The following is an 18,973-nucleotide window of genomic DNA, read 5'->3' on the forward strand; positions in this document are numbered from 1 at the left end:
CAGCCCGACCGGTCGACCACGAGACGCCGGGCTCGGGGCGGAAAGAGCTGAGAGGCAATCGTATTCGTCGTCGCAGCCACCACTGCCGTGGCGGACCGGACCCCACCGGAGTTCGGCGACAACCGTGCTGGCTCGGAGACGGACAACGGATCCGCGGTGCTCACATCGCAAACTCGCGAATGAGCATGAGTACCGCCGCGTCGTCCACGCTGATGGTCGAGCCCGGCTCCACCGGACTGCCGTCATAGACGATTCCGCGCCCGTCCGGTACGTACCCTCGCCGGACGTAGAGACGCTGGGCGGGGCCGTAATCCGAGTACAGACCGACGCCCAGACCCACCCGATTCCCGCGCTGTCGCGCCGTCGCCTCGACCGCGTCCAGGAGCGCGGTGCCGATCCCGAGGTTTCGGTACCGCGGCAGTACGTTCAGATCCTGAATCTCGGGAATTCCGTTGCTGCGGAACGGTTCGTAGGCCGCCGTCCAGAGCAGAGTGCAGTACCCGGCGAAGGTCCCGTCCTGCTCGGCTACCAGGCATACGCGCGTGCCCGCGGACTGCTCGGTGAGGTAGTCGTGGAATTGCGCGACGGGTTTGGAGGTCCAGCCCAACGCGGTGAACGCCGCGGCGATCGGTTCGGGATCATGAGCCGCCAATGATCTGAGGGTCACCGAGCCACTCACGAGGAAATCCTCGACTGATCGGTGGTGGTCAGCGGGGCTGAGCGATTCACCGATTCCGGTGTGATGTCCGTTGCGACGGGCATCCGGGCGTCGATGATCAATCCGAGCACACCCACGGCGAGGCAGACCCCGGTCACGATCAGTTGTGCGGGGGAGGTGTGGTTGGTGAGGGCGTCGCCCAGCAGGACGGTGCCCACGGTTCCGGGGAGGATGCCGAGGAAGGTGGCGATGAGATATGGGGTCATGCGGACTTTGGAGAGGCCGGCGCAGTAGTTGACGATCGCGAAGGGGGCGAAGGCGATCAGGCGCAGGGAGCCGACGGCGAGCCAGCCGCGGCGGGCCAGGCGTTCGTCGACGGCGCGGACGGCGGGGTGGGTGAGCTTGGCCGATACGCGGTCTCGGTCCAGGGCGCGGACAATCAGAAGCGCGAGCACCGCGCTGAGCGTCGTGGCTCCGAGGGCCAGGGACAATCCGAGTGCCGGTCCGAAGAGCATGCCCGCGCTCAGGGTGAACACGGTGCGGGGGAACGGCGCGATGCACACGACGGTGTGCAGCGCGAAGAAGACCAGGGGCAGCAGCGGTCCCACCGAATCGGCCCACGCCCGGATCTGTTGCGGCCCGGGATGCGGCGCGAACACGGCTAGCGCGAACAGTGCCACGCACACGATCAGCACCGCGAGAACTCGTGGTTGACGGAGGCGGCTGAGCTGCCCGGAGAGGCGCTCGAGCGGGGCGCGCACTGTTGTTGGCACGGCGCCAGGTTACCGGCTGGTAGTGAGACTCAGGGAACTGCGATCACACCCGTGCCGCTAGCATCAGGTGAAAGACGATGAATGGTCGTTAACCGAAATGGCTGTTGAGCTGTGCGTTTGCTAAGCAAAACGGTCATTCGGCCAGTGAGTGGGAGAAGGAAACAGCAGCTATGCCGATTGCTTCCGACGCGGATAGCGGGCCCGTGCCCGAGTATGCCGCATGGCGCAAGGGAGTCGCCGGTGTGCTGGCAAAGGCCCGCAGGGTGGACGCCTCCGAACTGCCGGACGAGCCGGAGACGCTGCTCGCGGTCTCGACCTATGACGGCCTGACCGTCAATCCTCTCTACACGCTCCGCGACGAGCTGCCCGAGCAGCCGCTGCCGGGTGGGTTCCCGTTCGTCCGCGGTGGCGACGCCACCCGCGACGTGCATCGCGGCTGGTTCGTGAGCCAGCGCTTCGGCGGCCCGGACGGCAAGGCCGTGAACGAGGACATCCTGGCCGCGCTGGAGAACGGCGTGAGCGCGATCTGGCTGGGCGTCGCCGAGCGCGGCGTCCCGGTCGCGGAGCTGCCCGCCGCGGTGAAGGGTCTGCTCTTCGAGCTGGCCCCGCTGACCCTCGACGCCGGCCCGGCCGCGCCCGAGGCCGCCGCGCAGCTGTTCTCGGTGCTGGACGGCTACACCGTCCCGGACCGCACCGGCATCCGAGTCTCGCTCGGCGCCACCCCGCTGACGAGCCTGTTCGCCGGATCCTCCGCACTGGACCTGGACGGCGCCGTCGCGCTCGCCCAGCAGGCCGTGGCCCGCCCCGAGACCATCCGCGCGATCACCGTGTGCGGCGTGGCCTTTCACAACGCGGGCGCGTCCGACGCGCAGGAACTGGGTGCGGCCGTCGCCGCGGGCCTCGAGTACCTGCGCTCGCTGACCGGCGCGGGCGCCGACATCGCCGATGCGCTGGGTCAGCTGGAATTCCGGTTCGCCGCCACCGACGATCAGTTCGAGACCATCGCGAAATTCCGTGCCGCACGGCGACTCTGGTCGCGCGTGGCACAGGTGTGCGGCGCCGCCGAATTCGGCAACGCGCCCCAGCAGGCCATCACCTCACCGGCCATGATGACCCAGCGTGATCCGTGGGTGAACATGCTGCGCACCACCCTCGCCGCGTTCGGCGCGGGCGTCGGCGGCGCGGACATCGTCACCGTGCTGCCGTTCGACGACGCCCTCCCCGCCGGGGAACTCGGTGTCTCCAAGGGCTTCACCGAGCGCATGGCCCGCAACACCCAGCTGCTGCTGCTCGAGGAGTCGCACCTGGGTCACGTGCAGGACCCGAGCGCGGGTTCCTGGTTCGTCGAATCGCTCACCGACGCCCTCGCCGCCAAGGCGTGGGAGTTCATGCAGGAGATCGAGGCGGCGGGCGGCTACCTCGAAGCGCTGCAGGCGGGTCTGCTCGCCGAGCGCATCGCCGAGACCCGCGCGAAGCGCGATTCCGATGTTGCGCACCGCAAGACGGCCGTCACCGGCGTCAACGAATTCCCGAATCTGGGCGAGGAGCCGCTCTCCGACGCGGCCCGCGTGCCCGCGCCGATCGCCCGCTACGGCGCGGCCTTCGAGGCGCTGCGCAACCGCTCCGACGTGTTCCTGAACGCCAACGGCGCACGACCCAAGGCCCTGCTGGTTCCGCTGGGTCCGGTGTCGGAGAACAATATTCGAGTGACCTTCACCGCGAACCTGCTCGCCTCCGGCGGCATCGAGTCGATCCACCCGGGCGCCCTGGCGCTCGACGCGATAGGCGCGGCGGCAACGGAATCCGGCGTCAGCGTCGCGGTGCTGTGTGGCGCGGACAAGCGCTACGGCGCCGAAGCCGGTGCGGCCGTGGACGCCCTGCGCGCGGCCGGTGTCACCACCGTGCTGCTCGCCGGACCCGAGAAGGCGGTCGCGGACCTGACGGGTGCACAGCGCCCCGACGGATTCCTGGCCGCTCGGATGGATGCGGTGACTGGTCTGTCCGGCCTGCTGGAAAAGCTGGGAGCGTAACGATGAGCGATATCAAGCATCTGATCGGCAATTTCGCCGAGGTTCCGCTGGCCGACGACGCCGCGGTCACCGCGCCCGTCGAGGCCGCGCAGGTCGACGCCTTCGTCAAGGAGGCCGCCGCCGCGAATCACTATGCGCCCGAACAGCTCACCTGGTCCACGCCCGAGGGCATCGACGTGCCGCCGGTGTTCACCAAGGCCGACCGCGACGCCATCGTGGCCGAGGGCTACCCCCTCGACAGCGTGCCCGGCCTGGCCCCGTTCCTGCGCGGTCCGTACCCGACCATGTACGTGAACCAGCCGTGGACCATTCGCCAGTACGCGGGCTTCTCCACCGCCGCGGACTCGAACGCCTTCTACCGCCGCAATCTGCAGGCCGGTCAGAAGGGTCTGTCGGTCGCGTTCGACCTGGCCACGCACCGTGGCTACGACTCCGATCACCCGCGCGTCACCGGTGACGTCGGCATGGCCGGTGTCGCCATCGACTCGATCCTGGACATGCGGGAGCTGTTCGATCAGATTCCGCTGGATCAGGTGTCGGTGTCGATGACCATGAACGGTGCGGTGCTGCCGATCCTGGCGCTGTACGTCGTGGCCGCCGAGGAGCAGGGCGTCAAGCCCGAGCAGCTGGCCGGAACCATTCAGAACGACATTCTGAAGGAGTTCATGGTCCGCAACACCTACATCTACCCGCCGAAGCCGTCGATGCGGATCATCTCCGACATCTTCGCCTTCACCTCCTCGAACATGCCGAAGTTCAACTCGATCTCCATCTCCGGTTACCACATTCAGGAAGCGGGAGCCACCGCCGACCTGGAGCTGGCGTACACCCTCGCCGACGGCGTGGAGTACATCAAGGCCGGTATCGAGGCGGGCATGGAGGTCGACAAGTTCGCACCGCGCCTGTCCTTCTTCTGGGCGATCGGCATGAACTTCTTCATGGAGGTCGCCAAACTCCGTGCGGGACGGCTGCTCTGGAGCGAGCTGGTCGCCAAGTTCGAGCCCAAGAGCGCGAAATCGCTGTCCCTGCGCACGCATTCGCAGACCTCGGGCTGGTCCCTGACCGCGCAGGACGTGTTCAACAATGTCTCGCGCACCTGTGTCGAGGCCATGGCCGCGACCCAGGGGCACACCCAGTCGCTGCACACCAACGCGCTGGACGAGGCGCTCGCTCTGCCGACGGACTTCTCCGCTCGCATCGCGCGCAACACCCAGCTGCTGATTCAGCAGGAGTCCAACACGACTCGGCCGATCGACCCGTGGGGCGGCTCGTACTACGTCGAATGGCTCACCCACCAGCTCGCCGAACGGGCCCGCGCCCACATCGCCGAGGTGGAGGCGCACGGCGGTATGGCGCAGGCGATCTCGGAAGGCATCCCGAAGCTGCGCATCGAGGAGGCCGCCGCCCGCACTCAGGCGCGCATCGACACCGGCCAGCAGGCCGTCATCGGCGTCAACAAGTATCAGGCCGAAGAGGATCAGCCCATCGAGGTCCTCAAGGTCGAGAACTCCCGGGTGCGCGCCGAGCAGAACGCCAAGCTCGAACGTCTTCGCGCCGAGCGTGATTCGGCCGCCGTGGAACAGGCACTGGCCGAATTGACCCGTGCCGCGGCCTCGTCCGAGGGCGGTATGGAGAACAACCTGATGGCGCTGGCCATCAACGCCGCCCGGCACAAGGCCACCGTCGGTGAGATCTCCGACGCGCTGGAGAAGGTCTACGGCCGTCACCAGGCCGAAATCCGCACGCTCTCGGGCGTGTACCGCGAGGAGGCCGGCAAGGTGTCCAACATCAGCAGGGCCATCGCGCTGGTCGAGGAGTTCGCCGAGGCCGAAGGCCGCCGTCCCCGCATCCTGATCGCCAAGATGGGTCAGGACGGGCACGACCGCGGCCAGAAGGTGATCGCCACCGCGTTCGCCGACCTGGGCATGGACGTCGATGTGGGCCCGCTGTTCCAGACCCCCGAAGAGGTGGCCCAGCAGGCGGCGGACAACGACGTGCACGTGGTCGGTGTGTCCTCGCTCGCGGCCGGTCACCTCACGCTGGTGCCCGCGCTGCGCCAGGCGCTGGCCGAGGTCGGTCGTCCCGACATCATGGTCACCGTCGGCGGTGTCATCCCGCCCGGCGACTACGACGAGTTGTACGCGGCAGGCGCCGCGGGCATCTTCGGTCCGGGCACCGTGATCGCCGACGCCGCCATCGATCTGATCCAGAAGCTGGCGGTCGAACTCGGGTACGAGATCGGCGGCACGGACAACGCCGAATGACCCCTACCAAGCGGGTCATCGACGTCGACGCGCTCGCGACGGCGGTCCGCAACAACGAGCGGGCCGCCCTCGGGCGCGCGATCACCCTGGTCGAATCCACGCGCGCCGACCATCGGGAACAGGCTCAGCAGTTGCTGCTGAAACTGACTCCCGAGGCGGAACAGGCGGTGTCGAACCGGGTGGGCATCACCGGCGTTCCCGGCGTGGGCAAGTCGACCTTCATCGACGCGCTCGGCATGGATCTGATCCGGCAGGGGCATCGGGTCGCGGTGCTGGCGGTGGATCCGTCCTCCACGCGGACCGGTGGGTCCATTCTCGGAGACAAGACGCGGATGGCTCGGCTCTCGGTGGAACGGGACGCCTACATCCGGCCGTCCCCGACGGCCGGAACCCTCGGCGGCGTCGCCAAGGCGACGCGGGAGACCATCGTGCTGATGGAGGCCGCGGGCTACGACGTGATCCTGGTGGAGACGGTCGGCGTCGGGCAGTCGGAGGTCACCGTCGCCAATATGGTCGACGTGTTCTGCTTCCTCACGCTCGCTCGCACCGGAGATCAGTTGCAGGGCATCAAGAAGGGCGTGCTGGAGCTGGCCGACCTGGTCGCGGTGAACAAGGCCGACGGCAGGCACGAGCTCGAGGCCAAAGCCGCGGCGCGGGAGCTGTCGGGGGCGATGCGGCTGATCCATCCGCGCGATTCGCTCTGGCACCCACCGGTTCTCACCATGAGCGGGCTCAACGGCCAAGGGCTGGACAAGTTCTGGGATACGGTGCTGACCCACCGACAGGTGCTCACCGATGCGGGTGAGTTCGCGGAGAAGCGCCGCCGGCAGCAGGTCGACTGGACCTGGACGATGGTGCACGACAGTCTGCTGCGCCGGTTGACCGACAATCCGTCGGTGAAATCGGTGCGCGCGCAGATCGAGAAGCAGGTGCGCGACGGTTCGCTCACTCCGGCCCTGGCGGCCGAGGAGATTCTGACCGCGTTCGATACGCACTGATCGGCATCGCCCGGTACGGCGTGGACCCCTCGGAACCACGCCGTACCGGCATCCGGGCGTTCGTCCAGCCCTGAACTGTCGGCCCCATCACTGTCCGCGCAGGCCAGAGTGCAAGGCGATGATCGAAGGGGCGCGGCGTAACTCGTGAGGCGGGTGGGCTGACCCGTGCCTCGTCTACTCGGGCGGTTCGGCCGCGGCGCGCACCTGGTAGGTCCAGATTCCGTCATCGGCGTCCGCCCACAGTGGCACGTCGTTCTCGCCACGTAGCGACTGCCACGCCAGCGGGCAGCCCGCGTCGGTGGCGGCTGCGGCCTCGGCTGCTTCGACCGACGCGTGCTCGTCGCCGAGTGGCTGCTGCTCGCCGTCGCAGAACTCGCAGGCGTGCACTTTCCAGATCTGGTACCGAGCCACGCTCCACCTCCCGTGTGCTGCCAGTATCCTCGCCCGTGCGCACGCCCGTCTCAGCGGGTGAGTGCGGCCTCGGCGGCGGCAAGCACCTTCGTGAAGGAGTACCTCACAACGGGTTTCACCAGCAGCCGGGTCAGCGGACCTGCCAGAATCGGCACGGCCATCTCGGCGCGGGTGGTCCACACGACCCGGGTGCCGCCCGCGACTCCCGTGAACGTGAGCCCTCCGCCCTCGTGGCGTGAGGGCGGGATGCTGCGCTCCACCACATAGGTGAACTCGTGTGGCGCGTCGTATCCGGTGATCCGCTCCCGGAACCAGCCGATCACCCACGTCAAAACGCGGACCGCGCCGACCCCGTAGTCGGCGCCTTCCCCCGTGCGAGCCAACCTCGAACGCAGGACCACGGACGACCGCGTGTAGTTGCTCGAGTCGGCGAGCCACTCGAACACCTCCGACGCCGGTGCGGCGATGACCCTCTCGACGACGATCGTTTCCATTCCGAACTCCCCTCGGATGTCGACCCGGCATCCACCCCGAATCGCCTACTACACGTCATAGTAGACCTTGTCCTCGATCGTGAACAGCGAAGTGGCGCAACACCTGCGCGGTGGTTCGGACTCGGCGAACGTGGCACGATTCGTCGCTAGCTCGGCACGCCGGCGGTTCGGGTCCGGATGATCTTCGGGGTAGCGTGACGATCTCCTGGGGAAGGGGAGAACATGAACGACGGGGTGGCCGAGGGGTTTCCGCACCAACCGATGATGATGTCCGGCGCGCATACCGGACCTGCGCCGATCATGCCGGATCCGATTCTCGTCGCTGTCGGCGATATCGCCTGCACTCCCACCGATGTGCTCATCCCGACCGGCAGATACCCGATGATCGGCTCCACCTGGATCTGCACCAACCAGACCACCACGATCCAGCGAATTCCCGCCTACGCCATCATCTTCGCGATCCTGTTCTTCCCGGTGTGCTTTCTGGGCCTACTGTTCCTGCTGATCAAGGAGCAGACGACCCAGGGCTTCATGCAGGTGAGCGTCCAAGGTCCGAATTTCTACCATGCCACTCAACTCCCGATCAGCAATCCATCGCAGATAATCGACACCGAACAACGCGTGCACTACATCCGCGGGCTGGTGGCGACGCTGCGGCTCAACTGAGCCCGGAGGTCGCCGTGGTCAAGAACCGGTCCAGCCGGTCGGCGAAACCCGGTGCGGCCGCGACGAAATGGCCCGCGCCGGGTGCGATGAGGCGTTCGGCGGCGAGGGATTCGGCGAGTAGGTCGGAGATCTTCTCGAGGGCGGGGGAGTGTCCACCGGAGGCGATGAGGGTGGGGGTCGCGCGCAACGGGGCGAGGTCGGGGTGGGCTTCGCCGGGGAGGCGGCCGTGCCAGGCTCTGCGGACGGCGGCGTCGGAGGCGGAGTCGTGGCCCGCGTTGGGGGCGCCTGAGAGGGTGAGGAATTCGCGGAGGATGGCCGGGTCGGTGTCGGGGCCGTGGGTGAGTACGGCGTCTCCGACGCGTTCGAGCCGGGCGATGTCGCGGTCGTCGGGTGCGAGGAAGTAGAGGGGCGGCTCGATGAGGGTCAGGGAGCGGACCGTGTCGGGAGCGCTCGCGGCGGCGAAAAGGGTGCCGAGAACGCCATAGGAGTGGGCGACCACATGGGGGTGGTGAGCCTGGAAGATTCGACTGAGATCCTCGGCGTCGACCTGGAAGTCCTGGCCCCGGCCGATTGTCGCCGGGCTCGTGCCGAATCCCCGCCGGTACACGAACATCAGTCGCCAGCGTTCGGACAGGGCGTTCAGTCCCGTCCACGTCGACTTCGGACCCGCCCCGCCGTGGACGAACACCACCGGTGTGCCCGTGCCTTCCTCGCGAATCGTGAGAGGCCGCATGTCACGTGTGTGCTCCACTCGATCGAAAATACTCGGTGACAACGGGTTCCGGTGGCAATGGGGGTGATGGGCGATGTCGAAGCCATCGCGGTCGCGCTCGGTTTGCGCGCCGCGGCAGTCGGTTCCAGCACGGGCGTCGTGAATCAGGCGCTGCGGACATTCGCCGAGTTCCAGCAACTCCGGCCATCACGATCGGCGTCGCGTCGACGCCTTTACGCACTCCGTGCCGGTCGAACGCGGTTCAGTGAGGCCACACGACATTTCCCCGTACCGGTGATCCTTCGCGCCACCGCCGCACACATGCGCTGACTCCAGTCGACAAAAGAGAAGCCGGACACAAGCTCGAACCCGGCTCTGGCAACCCATTGTTACTTGCTCTGCGTCGGGGCATGGTCGACGCCGATTTCGAGAGCGCGGACTTGCTCGCGCTGGTCACCGCCACGCACCCTCGCACCAGCCGCGCGACCGCGTCCGACCAGGCATCGAGTCGATCCGGGGTATTGGTTTTCCCGCGAAAAATAAATACCTGTTGGTATTCAAATCCCGTGATACCCGATAGCGCCGAAAAGCGCTAGGGCCCAGGGTAATCAGCGGAATCCGGACACCACAGCAACTATCCGGAATTCTCCCGCATTCGCTTCACACCGCCCGTTGCCCGTGTGTAGCGTCGGGATCGCTGAACTCCTGAAATGACGTCGGATGCGGTAACTCTCGAATGTTGAATGTCTCGAACGCTGTAACTCTCGGAAGACAAGCGGTGGCGCGGTGCTCGGTATCGACGGATGTCTCGAACGGATCATGGAAATACCCGGCGCACGCAGCGTGACCCTGGTCGACGGGGCCAGCGGTCTGGCGATAGCCGGAGCCGGCCAACACGATCTGGTCGATGAACACGAGGACGCGGCGACCACGACCGACGTCCTGCGCGCGGTCCTGGCCTGTCCCGCACTCTCCACCGGCCGCGACGGCGACGACATCACCGAGATCATCGTCGGCAGCACGCGCGGCTTTCACCTGCTGAATCTGGTGGACGGCGACTTCGACGGCCGTCTTTTCGTGCACGTCCTGTTCGACGACGACAGCGGCAATCTGGCGATGGCGCGCTTCCAATTGCGCGGAATTCTCGCCGAATTCGCTGAGGACGGCCATGAGCGGTGAACTCGAAGCCGAACTACAGCGCCTGGAGTCCGAACGGCTCACCGGAGTGCTCCGGGCGGGAGACGGCGCATTCCACCTCACGGAGGGAACGATCACCTCGGCCGACTGCCGCCGCACCATCGCGCTGGACCGGCTCGCCGTCGAAGCCGGTGTGCTCACCGCCGAGGACTGGCGCAAGGCCGAAACCGGTGACGCCGGTGCGCTTTTGACGCGTCCGAGGCTGGAGACCCTCGCGGTGCTCTCGGTGTACGACGCCGCCTACTTCCTGCTGTCCTCCTCCTCGAAGCTCGAGTTCCGGCCCGCGCCGCCGCACTGGCTGGCACCGGTCTGTCATATCCCGCCGCACGCCCTGGTTCGGGAGTTCGCCCGCCGAGGTGATCCGCAGTCCGGGCCCTGGCCCGCGGAACTTGTCGACCGCGCCCCCGTCGTTCCGGTCCGGCGAATCCGCCGAAAGCGGTTGGCGCTCACCGGCGGTCAGACCGAGGTGCTCGCCGCCGCCGACGGCCGCCGCAACGTCGCGACCATCGCCCGCGATCTGGGCCGCACCACCTACGGCTGCCTGGTGGCGGTCCGGGATCTGACCGCCGCCGGGCTCATCGAGCCGCCGTCTCCGATGTCGATCGCGGCGGGCGATCCGGTCGTCGAGTCGGTGGCCTCGGTGGCCACCGGACCCACTCCGCCCCTGCGCCGTCGCCAACGCCCGGTCCTGTCGGTCCCGGCCGCGGATCGCTGGCAGCCGGTCGACCCCGATGTACTCGTCCGAGTGCGAGCAGCCCTGGAGGGGCTTGCGTGACCGCACGGAAGAAAGGGCTCCGCGAACTGATGGGAAGGTTGACCAAGGTGCCGATGTCCGGACCAGATCCGAACGTACTGGTGCTGGCGGAACTGAAGGCGTTGCGCGCCCGGGTGCCCCAGTTGACCGGTGCGCTGGTCGCATCCACCGACGGGCTGCTGATCGCGAACGATCTGCCCTCACATATCGAACCAACCGGCATGGCCGCGATCACGGCCTCGCACCTGTCCCTGTCGCACCGCCTCGCGATCACCGCACACGAGGGCGGCTTCCACGAGGTGGTGGTGCGCGGCAGCGGCGGCCACGTGGTGATCTACGCCGCGGGCTGGACCGCCTCGCTCACAGTCCTGGCCGGCCCGGAGGCGAATGTCGGCCGGCTGCACCTGGAATCGCGTCCGGTGGCGCGGGCCATCGCGGACCATCTGACCGCGGCGGTCAACAGCCTTCGGAACGACCAAGCCCGGAAGTCCGAATGAGGAAATCACGATGAAAGGATCGACATGTCGAATATGGATGTGGCACTGAAGGACATGATGGTGGTCGACGGCGCGGTCGGCGCCGCGGTCGTGGACTTCAACAGCGGTATGGCACTGGGACACCTCGGCAGCTCCAAGGCCCTGGATCTGACGGTCGCCGCCGCGGGCAACACCGAGGTGGTGCGCGCGAAGATGCGCACCATGGAGCAACTCGGGCTCAAGGACGAGATCGAGGACATCCTGATCACCCTGTCGGGCCAGTACCACATCATCCGGCCGATGACCGGCCGGAAGTCCAAGGGGCTATTCCTCTATCTGGCGCTGGACCGGGGCCGTGCCAATCTCGCCCTGGCGCGGCACCGGCTCAAGAGCATCGAGGAGGATCTGGAGGTGTGATCCGCGTATCCGCGGACTCCGACACGGAGCCGGGTCCGGACAGACGTCGTTCCCGGCCCCGTCTCCTGCTCATCGGTCACGCGGCGGCGTCGGGCTGATCGAGAGCGAAGACCCGTACCGCGTTGTGGTGCAAGACATTGCGAAGCCAGTCGTCGCCCAGCTCCAGTCGTTCCAGCGCGTGTACGGCATGGCCGTACGAGTAGGGGATATTGGGGAAATCGCTGCCGAAGAGGATCCGATCGCCGAGGTCGCGCACGCGACCCAGTTCGGCGGTGGGGAAGGGATCCTCGGCCTCGAAGAAGTCGGTGAAGTTCATGGTGGTGTCCAGCAGGACACTCTCATGGGCGTCGGCGATGTCCAGGAATTCCCGGTACTCGGGCGCGCCCATGTGCGCGACGATGACGCGCAGTCGCGGAAACCGTCGCAGCAGTGCCTCGATCGGCTCGGGGCCGGTGAACCGGTTGCCCTTCGGACTCGAACCGCAGTGCACCAGCGCCGGAATCCCCGCGTCCTGCAACTGCCCCCACACCGGGGTGAGCAGCGGGTCGCCGGGATCGAACTGCCCGACTTGCACGTGCACCTTGAAGATCCGTGCGCCGGACTCCAGCGCCGTCGCGACGTACTCGCCCGCGCTCGGCTCGGGGAAGAAGGTCGCGGTGTGCAGGCAGTCGGGGGTGCGGGCGGCGAATTGCGCTGTCCAGGTGTTGAGCCAGGCCGCCATCTCCGGCTTGTGCGGATACACCAGTGAGGTGAAGGCGCGAACCCCGAACTCGCGCAGCGTCTTCAGTCGTACCTGTTCCTCGTCGCGGTAGGAGATCGGCCAGGCCCGGCCGATCAGCGGACCGGCCGAGTCGAAGTAGTCCCACACCTTGCGCATCACCGCCTCGGGCATGAAATGCGTGTGGATGTCGATGATTCCGGGCAGGCCCAGCCGCTCCCGGAACTCCGCGACGTAGCTGTCGGGCTCGCCGGTCACCGGGACCGCCCCGGAGATTCCGGGTACACCGCACGCGCGAAGTCGCCGACTCGGCTGATCATCCGCTCGAAGAACTCCTGCGGATCGGTCCCGATCACGATGTCCGCGTTGGGTTCCCGGCCCCACATGCCCGCCCAGTCCGCGACCGTGGTGGCCCGGGTGATGGTCCCGGCCAGCTCCACGTCCACCGTCGCGGGCTTGGTGATCGCCAGCCCCGGATCCAGGGCGATCGCCGCCGCGAACGGATCGTGCATGTGCGCGAGATAGCCCTGGTCGTACTGCAGGTGGAAGTCGAAGTAGAAGCGCACCGCGTCGGTGAAGTACCGGATGATCGGATTGCTTGCCGCCGAACGCATCTCGGGGCCGTCGGCGGCGGACACCAGTTCGATCGGCGTGCTCCCGGCCCGCTCGGCCAGCAGCGCCACGTGCTCGGGCCGCATCTCGATGGTCTCGGTGATGTCGAGCGCGCACACCAGCGGCCGCCGATCCGCGGGCGCGGCGGAGAACGCGTCGAAGACCTCCTTGGCGGCCTCCGGATCGACGTGCACGTTCCACTCGTTGGTGGGCGTGGTGTTGCCCGGATGGTTGAACGCCCCGCCCATGATCACCAGTCGCCCCAGCAGCTGCGGCAGCCGCGGCTCGATCCGAAGCGCCAGTGCGAGATTGGTGAGCGGTCCGGTGCACAGTCCGACGATCTCGCCCGGATGCTCGCGGACCAGATCGACCCACAGCCGCGCGGCGGATCGCTCGGACAGGCGGCGTGCGGACGGCGGCAGCTCCGCGTATCCGACGCCCTGGGGGCCGTGGGTGTCCTCGGTGGTCCGCAGCGGGATCGCGAGCGGCTCCGCCGCCCCGAGCGCCACCTCGATCTGCGGCGCTCGGCACACGTCCAGCCAGGCCAGGTTGTTCGCCGCCACCTGGGCCGCGGGCACATTGCCCGCGGTGGCGGCGATCCCGGCGATCTCGGCCTCGGGGGAGGCGAGCAGATAGAGCAGGGCCAGGGAATCGTCGATGCCGGTATCGACGTCCATGATGATCATCTGCGGCACCGATCGAGAGTAACCGGGTGTCATGCCCGGTAGGTCGGCAGGACGTAGTCCGAGGTCTGCTCGAGCATCTTCATCATGATCGGGCGGAAGGGCTTGAGAGTCATCATCTTGCCCATGGTGAGGGCGGCCTTGAGGCCGAACTCGGTGGTGGGCAGCATCATCTTGAGGCCACCGCCCGGCAGCTCCTTGGCCTTGTCCAGGAACGGCACGATCGCGGCCTCGTAGCGCGCCAGCGCGGCGGTGAGATCATCCGGGCTGGAAGCGATCTCGCCGGCCAGGATGTACGCGCCGACCAGCGCCATCGCGGTGCCCATACCGGTCATGGGGGAGCCGCAGAAGCCGGCGTCGCCCAGCAGCGTGACCCGGCCCGCGTTCAGCGTCGGCATATCGACGCGCTCGAGCTCGTCGAAGTAGAAGTCCGGGGTGGTGGCCATCGCCTCGAGGACGTAGTCCGCGTGCCAGCCGGCCTTGGCGAGCATGTCGGAGATCAGCTGCTTCTGCGCGGCCACATCGCGGCGCAGCGCCGGATCCTTGTCGCAGCGCAGCGTGATGATCGCCTTGGAGGTGACCGGATCGCCGTCGGGCCGGATGCCGACCGAGGCGCGCGGAACCGGGTGCATGGTCATCCAGCCGGGGGTGATGCCGTCCTTCGGGGTGGGGATGGTGAAGAAGGACATGTAGCCGCCGAGGTAGGTGCCGAACTCCTCCTCCGGACCGAAGGCCATGCGGCGGGTTGCCGAGTGCACGCCGTCCGCGCCGATGACCAGATCGAAGCGCTCGGTGCCGCCGGAGGCGAAGGTGACCGCCACGCCGGACTCGTCCTGGGTCAAGTCGGTGATCCACTCGCCGTAGCGGTAGTCGAGCCGCTCGGAGACCGACACGATCTCGGTGAGCAGCACCTCGTTCAAATCGCCTCGGGTGATCTCGATTTCGGCGACCGGACCCTTGCCCTCGAACATGTCGGCGGGCATCCGGTAGACGTCCTTGCCCTTGCGGTCGACCAGATTGAGGCCCTCCTCGTGGAGCTGGAACTTTGCGATGCCCTCCATCAGGCCCATGCGCTCGGCGACCTCGCGGCTGGCGCTGCGCAGGTCGACCGCCTGTCCGCCCGGCCGGGGAGCGTCGGCCCGCTCGACGACGGTGGTGGCGACGCCGGCCCGAAGCAGCTGCAGCGCAACGGCGTTACCGGCGATGCCGCCGCCGGCGACCAGGATGCGGAGGGTGGAGGTGGTGCTCATGGTAACTCCCTGTTTGGTGAAGTACGTCCGTCTAAGACAAATGTCTAACACATGGGTCGCACCCCTGTCTAGTACAAATGTCTAAGACGCTGGTACGGTGCGTTTATGGGAAACCGAGAAGACTTGTTGACCGGTGCGCGGCAGGCGATCCTGGAACGCGGTTTGGCCAAGGTGACCGCACGCGACATCGCGAACGCGGCGGGTGTCAGCCTCGCGGCCATCGGCTATCACTTCGGGTCCAAGGACCTACTGGTGATGGAGGCGCTCACCGAAGGCGTGGGCACCGAGATCGGCGACCACATGGACAGAGCCATCAAGGACGCGGGGGAGGGGCGCTCCCTGTGGGAGTCGATCGCCGCGACCTGGAACGGCATGGCCGACATCGTGCAGCAGAACCGGGAGGCACTGCTGCTGAGTGCGGAGAACGGAGTGAACGTCGCGCGCAACCCCGAGGCTCAGCTCTTCATGGGCGAGGCGACGGGGCGCGCGTACGACGACATCGGGACCACCGTGCGGCAGGTGCATCCGGACCTGACCAGCGAGCAGGCGCACGCGGTGGCGAAGCTGATCTTCGTGATGTTCCAGGGACTGGCTATGCAGTCGCTCATCGGACCGACCGCGGAACTGCTCGACGGCGACGACCTGGCTATCGCGATACAGGCCATCCGCGGCATGTGAGCGCCGCCGGATGGCCCGGATGGCTCAGTGCGGCGGGTGGTTCGGCGAGCCGACCGGCTGGGTGAGTCCCGCCGGGATGTGCCGTAGTCGCAGCACCGCGAGCAGCGCCAGCAGGAGCGCGGCGCCGGCCGCGATGGCCGAGGTCAGGTGCATACCGGTGAGGAACGCGTGCTTGGCCGCAGCGGCGAGGGACTGCCCGAGAGTTCCCTGTAGGTTGTCCGCGACTTCGATTGCCGCGCCCAGGGTGTCGCGCGCACTGTGTGCGTCCTGCTCGCCGAGCCCGGCGGGAAGGTCAGCCAGCTGATTGCGATAGATGGCGATGCTGATGCTGCCCAGAATCGAGATTCCTAGCGCGCCACCGAATTCCGCGCCGGTCTCGGACAGGCCCGAGGCCGCCCCGGTCTGCTCCTGCGGTGCCGTGCCCACGATGAGTTCGGTGGTGATCCCGAAGACCGGCGCGAGTCCGAACGACACCAGCAGCGAGGCGGCGACGGTCAGCCCGACCCCGCCCTCCGCGGAAATCTGGGTGAGCAGCAGCAGTCCGGCCGAGGCCATCGCCATGCCCGCCCCGATCAGATAGGCCGGACGCACCAGCTTCACGATCCGCGGACCCAGCTGAGAACCGATCATGAACCCCAAACCCGCGGGGATGGTGGCGATTCCGGCCCGCAGCGGCGACATGCCCAGCACCAGCTGGAAATACTGGCCGACGAACAGGAAGTATCCGAACGACACGAAGATGGCGATCATATTGATGCCGAGCGCGGTGCGAAAACTGCCGAGCCGGAACAGACGCAGATCCAGCATCGGTTCCTGGGCGGTGAGCTGCCGCCGGACGAACAACCCGCCGATGGCCAAGCCGGTCGCCAGCGCCGAGAGGGCCAGCACACCCGGGCCGTCCTGGGCGACCTTCTTCATGCCGAAGACCACCAGAAGCACTGCGCCGGTGCACATCGCGGCGCTGATCAGATCCAGCCGGCCCGCGTCCGGGTCGCGGAACTCGGGCAGCACCCGGGGCGCGAGGATCAACAGCAGCACCATGACCGGCACGGCGAGCAGGAACACCGACCCCCACCAGAAGTGCTCGAGCATCAGACCGCCCGCCAGCGGGCCGACCGAACCACCGACGGAGTAGGAGCCGACCCACACTCCGACGGCGATCGAGCGCTGTGCGGGGTCGCGAAACATGGTGAATATCAACGACAGCGTGGAGGGTGCGAGGGTTGCACCGGCGATGCCGAGCAATGCTCGGCACCCGATCAGGACCGGGGCGGAGGGCGCGAACGCGGCGATGATCGAGACCGCCGCGAAGGCCGCCGCGCCGGTCATCAATAGTCGTCGGCGCCCGATCCGGTCGCCGATCGTGCCCATGGTGAGCAGCAGCCCGGCCACCAGGAAGCCGTAGACGTCGATGATCCACAGCAATTGGGAACTGGTGGGGCGAAGTTCGGCGCTGATCTGCGGGACAGCGAGGTGCAAGACGGTCAGGTCCATCGAGTACACCAGACACGCGAGTGCCAGGACAGCTAAACCCGTCCACTCCCGCCGTCCCACCGAAACAGCGCCGCCACCTCGGGCAGCGGAAAGCAGGGGGGTTGGTGAGTCCACGATGAAGTCCTCCATCTGCATGCCGGCAGAAGTGTTGGCAATAATGATGTCGGTTTCAGGATCTCATCTATTAACGGCTCGAATACCGTTTGTACGAACGTAATTCGCGATATTCGCCAAAGTGGTTGCGAGTGTGTGTCGGTGTACTTACGGGTGTGCGTGCATTTCTACACACAGCTAACTGTCGACTCCCGGGCGGGGCGTCCAGAGCGGCTCACCGGAGCCGTACGGCGGTGCGGGCCACGGATGGTCGGGGTACTCGGTGAGCGCGGGGGCGGCAGTTGTGACACCATCGTGAGTCACGGTGAAAGCCAGGTCGGGTAGCGTGGACGTGGGATGATCCGGTGTACGACCCGCGGCTCCGAGCAGCCAGGATCCGGTGCGAGCCAGAGCGACCCGCACATCTCGCCCGATGCCGTCGGACTCGGTCGCGGTGAGCGCGTCCATGACGCCGGCGGCGAGCAGATAGCCGCTACCGTGATCCAGGGCCTGTGCGGGGAGCGCTCCGGCGGAGGGTTCACCCGTGGAATTGTGCTGCGCGCCTTCGATCAGTGATATTCCGGATGCGGCCTGTACGATGCTGTCGAAACCTCGGCGATCACCCCATGGGCCGTGCTCGCCCCAGGCAGAAACTCGACCGTGAACAATTCCCGGGTTGATTATTTCGGGGTGCACACCGAGCCGTTCCAAAACGCCCGGTCGGTAACCTGTGATGAGTATGTCTGCGCCGCTGATCAATTCATGAAAAACAGCGAGTCGGGTACGTAAATCGAGTAGGGCCGACCGCTTCCCCTGACAGGTGTCGAGAAACTGCCAGCTGATCTCGGGCAACTGGGGCGGATCGATCCGCAGCACATCGGCGCCGAGCAGCGCGAGCGCCCGGGTCGCGACCGGACCGGCGATCACTCGCGTCATATCCAGTACGCGTACCCCGCGCAAGGGCAACATCTGGGTGGCCAGGGCCGCCGCCTCCGATATTGCGGCAGTAGGGGATCGGCGCGTCGCGGCATCCCTCGGCGTGATCTCGACGAGTGGGCCGGAGGCCGCGGCGCGACCCGCGGGACCGGCCGCCCACTCCTGCTCGGTGCGCACCCGCACCGCAATCGCGCCGTGGGCCTGAGCTCGCCGCTCGATCTCGTCTCCGGGCAATTCCGCGATGCGGGCGATAGCGGTGTCCCGGGTCGCGTCGGCGGGCAGTTCCAGCGCCGCCAGCAACCGCGCACGATGGTGCGAATAGTTCGCATGCGTCCGCATCCATGCGTCCGCACTGCGAAAGAATCCGGACAGTTCTGCGAAGGCTTCCGGCTTGTCGTGGCCGATTCGAAACAATCGCTCACTGGAGAACGACGCGGTCACGCGGGCCGGGTCCACGACGCTTTCCAGCGGAGACAAACCGTGTGCGACGCGGCGGCGGTCCGCCGCGGCCGCGAACGCCGCCACGGAACCGCCCGCGAGGGCCCAGACCGGAAGCGTCGCGGCCAGATTCGCCCCCGGATCGACGGCGGGCATACTCGATCGGGTGACCCCGACCCCGGACTCGTAGTCGCCGACCAGTGTTGCGTACGTATCCACGA

General features: G+C 67.4%; 19 protein-coding genes. 9 read left to right on the forward strand and 10 right to left on the reverse strand.

Translation table 11 applies throughout. The annotated features are described in order from the left end of the window. Positions 1–160 precede the first annotated feature (160 nt). Entirely contained in the window at positions 161–679 is a 519-nt protein-coding gene (locus NJ1_RS14485; protein ID WP_169813135.1) for a GNAT family N-acetyltransferase, read from the reverse strand. Next, on the reverse strand, positions 676–1,431 hold the full coding sequence (locus tag NJ1_RS14490; RefSeq protein ID WP_245717386.1) for a TVP38/TMEM64 family protein: 756 nt from the start codon (positions 1,429–1,431) through the stop codon (positions 676–678). The genes NJ1_RS14485 and NJ1_RS14490 overlap by 4 nt, the downstream gene beginning before the upstream one ends. A 170-nt stretch (positions 1,432–1,601) precedes the next feature. On the opposite strand from NJ1_RS14490, the gene NJ1_RS14495 reads away from it, so the two are divergent. Genes NJ1_RS14495 through meaB form a run of 3 tightly spaced genes read left to right on the forward strand, consistent with a single transcriptional unit; the run spans position 1,602 to position 6,723 of the window. Then, positions 1,602–3,461 (forward strand): methylmalonyl-CoA mutase family protein, encoded by a 1,860-nt coding sequence (locus NJ1_RS14495; protein ID WP_067693385.1) that lies wholly within the window; start codon positions 1,602–1,604, stop codon positions 3,459–3,461. A 2-nt stretch (positions 3,462–3,463) separates the two neighbouring features. Further along, on the forward strand, positions 3,464–5,725 hold the full coding sequence (gene scpA, locus NJ1_RS14500; RefSeq protein WP_067693388.1) for a methylmalonyl-CoA mutase: 2,262 nt from the start codon (positions 3,464–3,466) through the stop codon (positions 5,723–5,725). Then, complete coding sequence (meaB, locus tag NJ1_RS14505; RefSeq protein WP_067693391.1) at positions 5,722–6,723, forward strand: methylmalonyl Co-A mutase-associated GTPase MeaB; 1,002 nt, start codon at positions 5,722–5,724, stop codon at positions 6,721–6,723. The genes scpA and meaB overlap by 4 nt, the downstream gene beginning before the upstream one ends. Positions 6,724–6,897: 174 nt before the next feature. On the opposite strand, the gene NJ1_RS14510 is transcribed toward meaB, so the two are convergent. Next, a complete protein-coding gene (locus NJ1_RS14510; protein ID WP_157573963.1) occupies positions 6,898–7,134 on the reverse strand; it encodes a hypothetical protein in 237 nt (78 codons plus the stop codon). 50 nt (positions 7,135–7,184) lie between these two features. Beyond that, on the reverse strand, positions 7,185–7,628 hold the full coding sequence (locus NJ1_RS14515) for an SRPBCC family protein (protein ID WP_067693396.1): 444 nt from the start codon (positions 7,626–7,628) through the stop codon (positions 7,185–7,187). Between the two features lie 222 nt (positions 7,629–7,850). Here NJ1_RS14515 and NJ1_RS14520 point away from each other — a divergent pair, with 222 nt between their 5' ends. Further along, on the forward strand, positions 7,851–8,294 hold the full coding sequence (locus tag NJ1_RS14520; RefSeq protein WP_084478195.1) for a hypothetical protein: 444 nt from the start codon (positions 7,851–7,853) through the stop codon (positions 8,292–8,294). On the opposite strand, the gene NJ1_RS14525 is transcribed toward NJ1_RS14520, so the two are convergent. After that, positions 8,287–9,027 (reverse strand): alpha/beta fold hydrolase, encoded by a 741-nt coding sequence (locus NJ1_RS14525; RefSeq protein WP_067693400.1) that lies wholly within the window; start codon positions 9,025–9,027, stop codon positions 8,287–8,289. The genes NJ1_RS14520 and NJ1_RS14525 overlap by 8 nt on opposite strands. Before the next feature lie 765 nt (positions 9,028–9,792). Between NJ1_RS14525 and NJ1_RS14535 the strand changes: the two genes are divergently transcribed. Genes NJ1_RS14535 through NJ1_RS14550 form a run of 4 tightly spaced genes read left to right on the forward strand, consistent with a single transcriptional unit; the run spans position 9,793 to position 11,850 of the window. Further along, a complete protein-coding gene (locus NJ1_RS14535; protein WP_067693405.1) occupies positions 9,793–10,185 on the forward strand; it encodes a hypothetical protein in 393 nt (130 codons plus the stop codon). Beyond that, positions 10,175–10,978, forward strand: a complete 804-nt coding sequence (locus NJ1_RS14540) for a hypothetical protein (protein WP_067693408.1) — start codon at positions 10,175–10,177, stop codon at positions 10,976–10,978. Before NJ1_RS14535 ends, NJ1_RS14540 begins: the two co-directional genes overlap by 11 nt. Next, complete coding sequence (locus tag NJ1_RS14545; RefSeq protein ID WP_245717387.1) at positions 10,975–11,454, forward strand: roadblock/LC7 domain-containing protein; 480 nt, start codon at positions 10,975–10,977, stop codon at positions 11,452–11,454. Before NJ1_RS14540 ends, NJ1_RS14545 begins: the two co-directional genes overlap by 4 nt. Positions 11,455–11,478: 24 nt before the next feature. Next, entirely contained in the window at positions 11,479–11,850 is a 372-nt protein-coding gene (locus tag NJ1_RS14550; RefSeq protein ID WP_067693411.1) for a hypothetical protein, read from the forward strand. Positions 11,851–11,926: 76 nt separating this feature from the next. On the opposite strand, the gene NJ1_RS14555 is transcribed toward NJ1_RS14550, so the two are convergent. The 3 genes from NJ1_RS14555 to NJ1_RS14565 are packed head-to-tail and all read right to left on the reverse strand — an operon-like array spanning position 11,927 to position 15,113. Beyond that, positions 11,927–12,826: an amidohydrolase family protein gene (locus tag NJ1_RS14555; protein ID WP_067693414.1), complete on the reverse strand. Its 900-nt coding sequence runs from the start codon at positions 12,824–12,826 to the stop codon at positions 11,927–11,929. Beyond that, entirely contained in the window at positions 12,823–13,866 is a 1,044-nt protein-coding gene (locus NJ1_RS14560; RefSeq protein WP_157573974.1) for a nucleoside hydrolase, read from the reverse strand. The genes NJ1_RS14555 and NJ1_RS14560 overlap by 4 nt, the downstream gene beginning before the upstream one ends. Before the next feature lie 29 nt (positions 13,867–13,895). Then, positions 13,896–15,113, reverse strand: coding sequence for an FAD-dependent monooxygenase (locus tag NJ1_RS14565; protein ID WP_067693421.1), 1,218 nt, complete (start codon positions 15,111–15,113; stop codon positions 13,896–13,898). A gap of 105 nt (positions 15,114–15,218) precedes the next feature. Here NJ1_RS14565 and NJ1_RS14570 point away from each other — a divergent pair, with 105 nt between their 5' ends. Beyond that, positions 15,219–15,791: a TetR/AcrR family transcriptional regulator gene (locus NJ1_RS14570; protein ID WP_067693424.1), complete on the forward strand. Its 573-nt coding sequence runs from the start codon at positions 15,219–15,221 to the stop codon at positions 15,789–15,791. 24 nt (positions 15,792–15,815) lie between these two features. On the opposite strand, the gene NJ1_RS14575 is transcribed toward NJ1_RS14570, so the two are convergent. Next, a complete protein-coding gene (locus tag NJ1_RS14575; protein ID WP_422615754.1) occupies positions 15,816–17,420 on the reverse strand; it encodes an MFS transporter in 1,605 nt (534 codons plus the stop codon). Between the two features lie 156 nt (positions 17,421–17,576). Beyond that, entirely contained in the window at positions 17,577–18,971 is a 1,395-nt protein-coding gene (locus NJ1_RS14580; protein ID WP_245717389.1) for a CoA transferase, read from the reverse strand. Positions 18,972–18,973: the final 2 nt, after the last annotated feature.

It is taken from the genome of Nocardia jejuensis NBRC 103114, assembly GCF_001613145.1.
GTDB classification, from domain to species: domain Bacteria; phylum Actinomycetota; class Actinomycetes; order Mycobacteriales; family Mycobacteriaceae; genus Nocardia; species Nocardia jejuensis.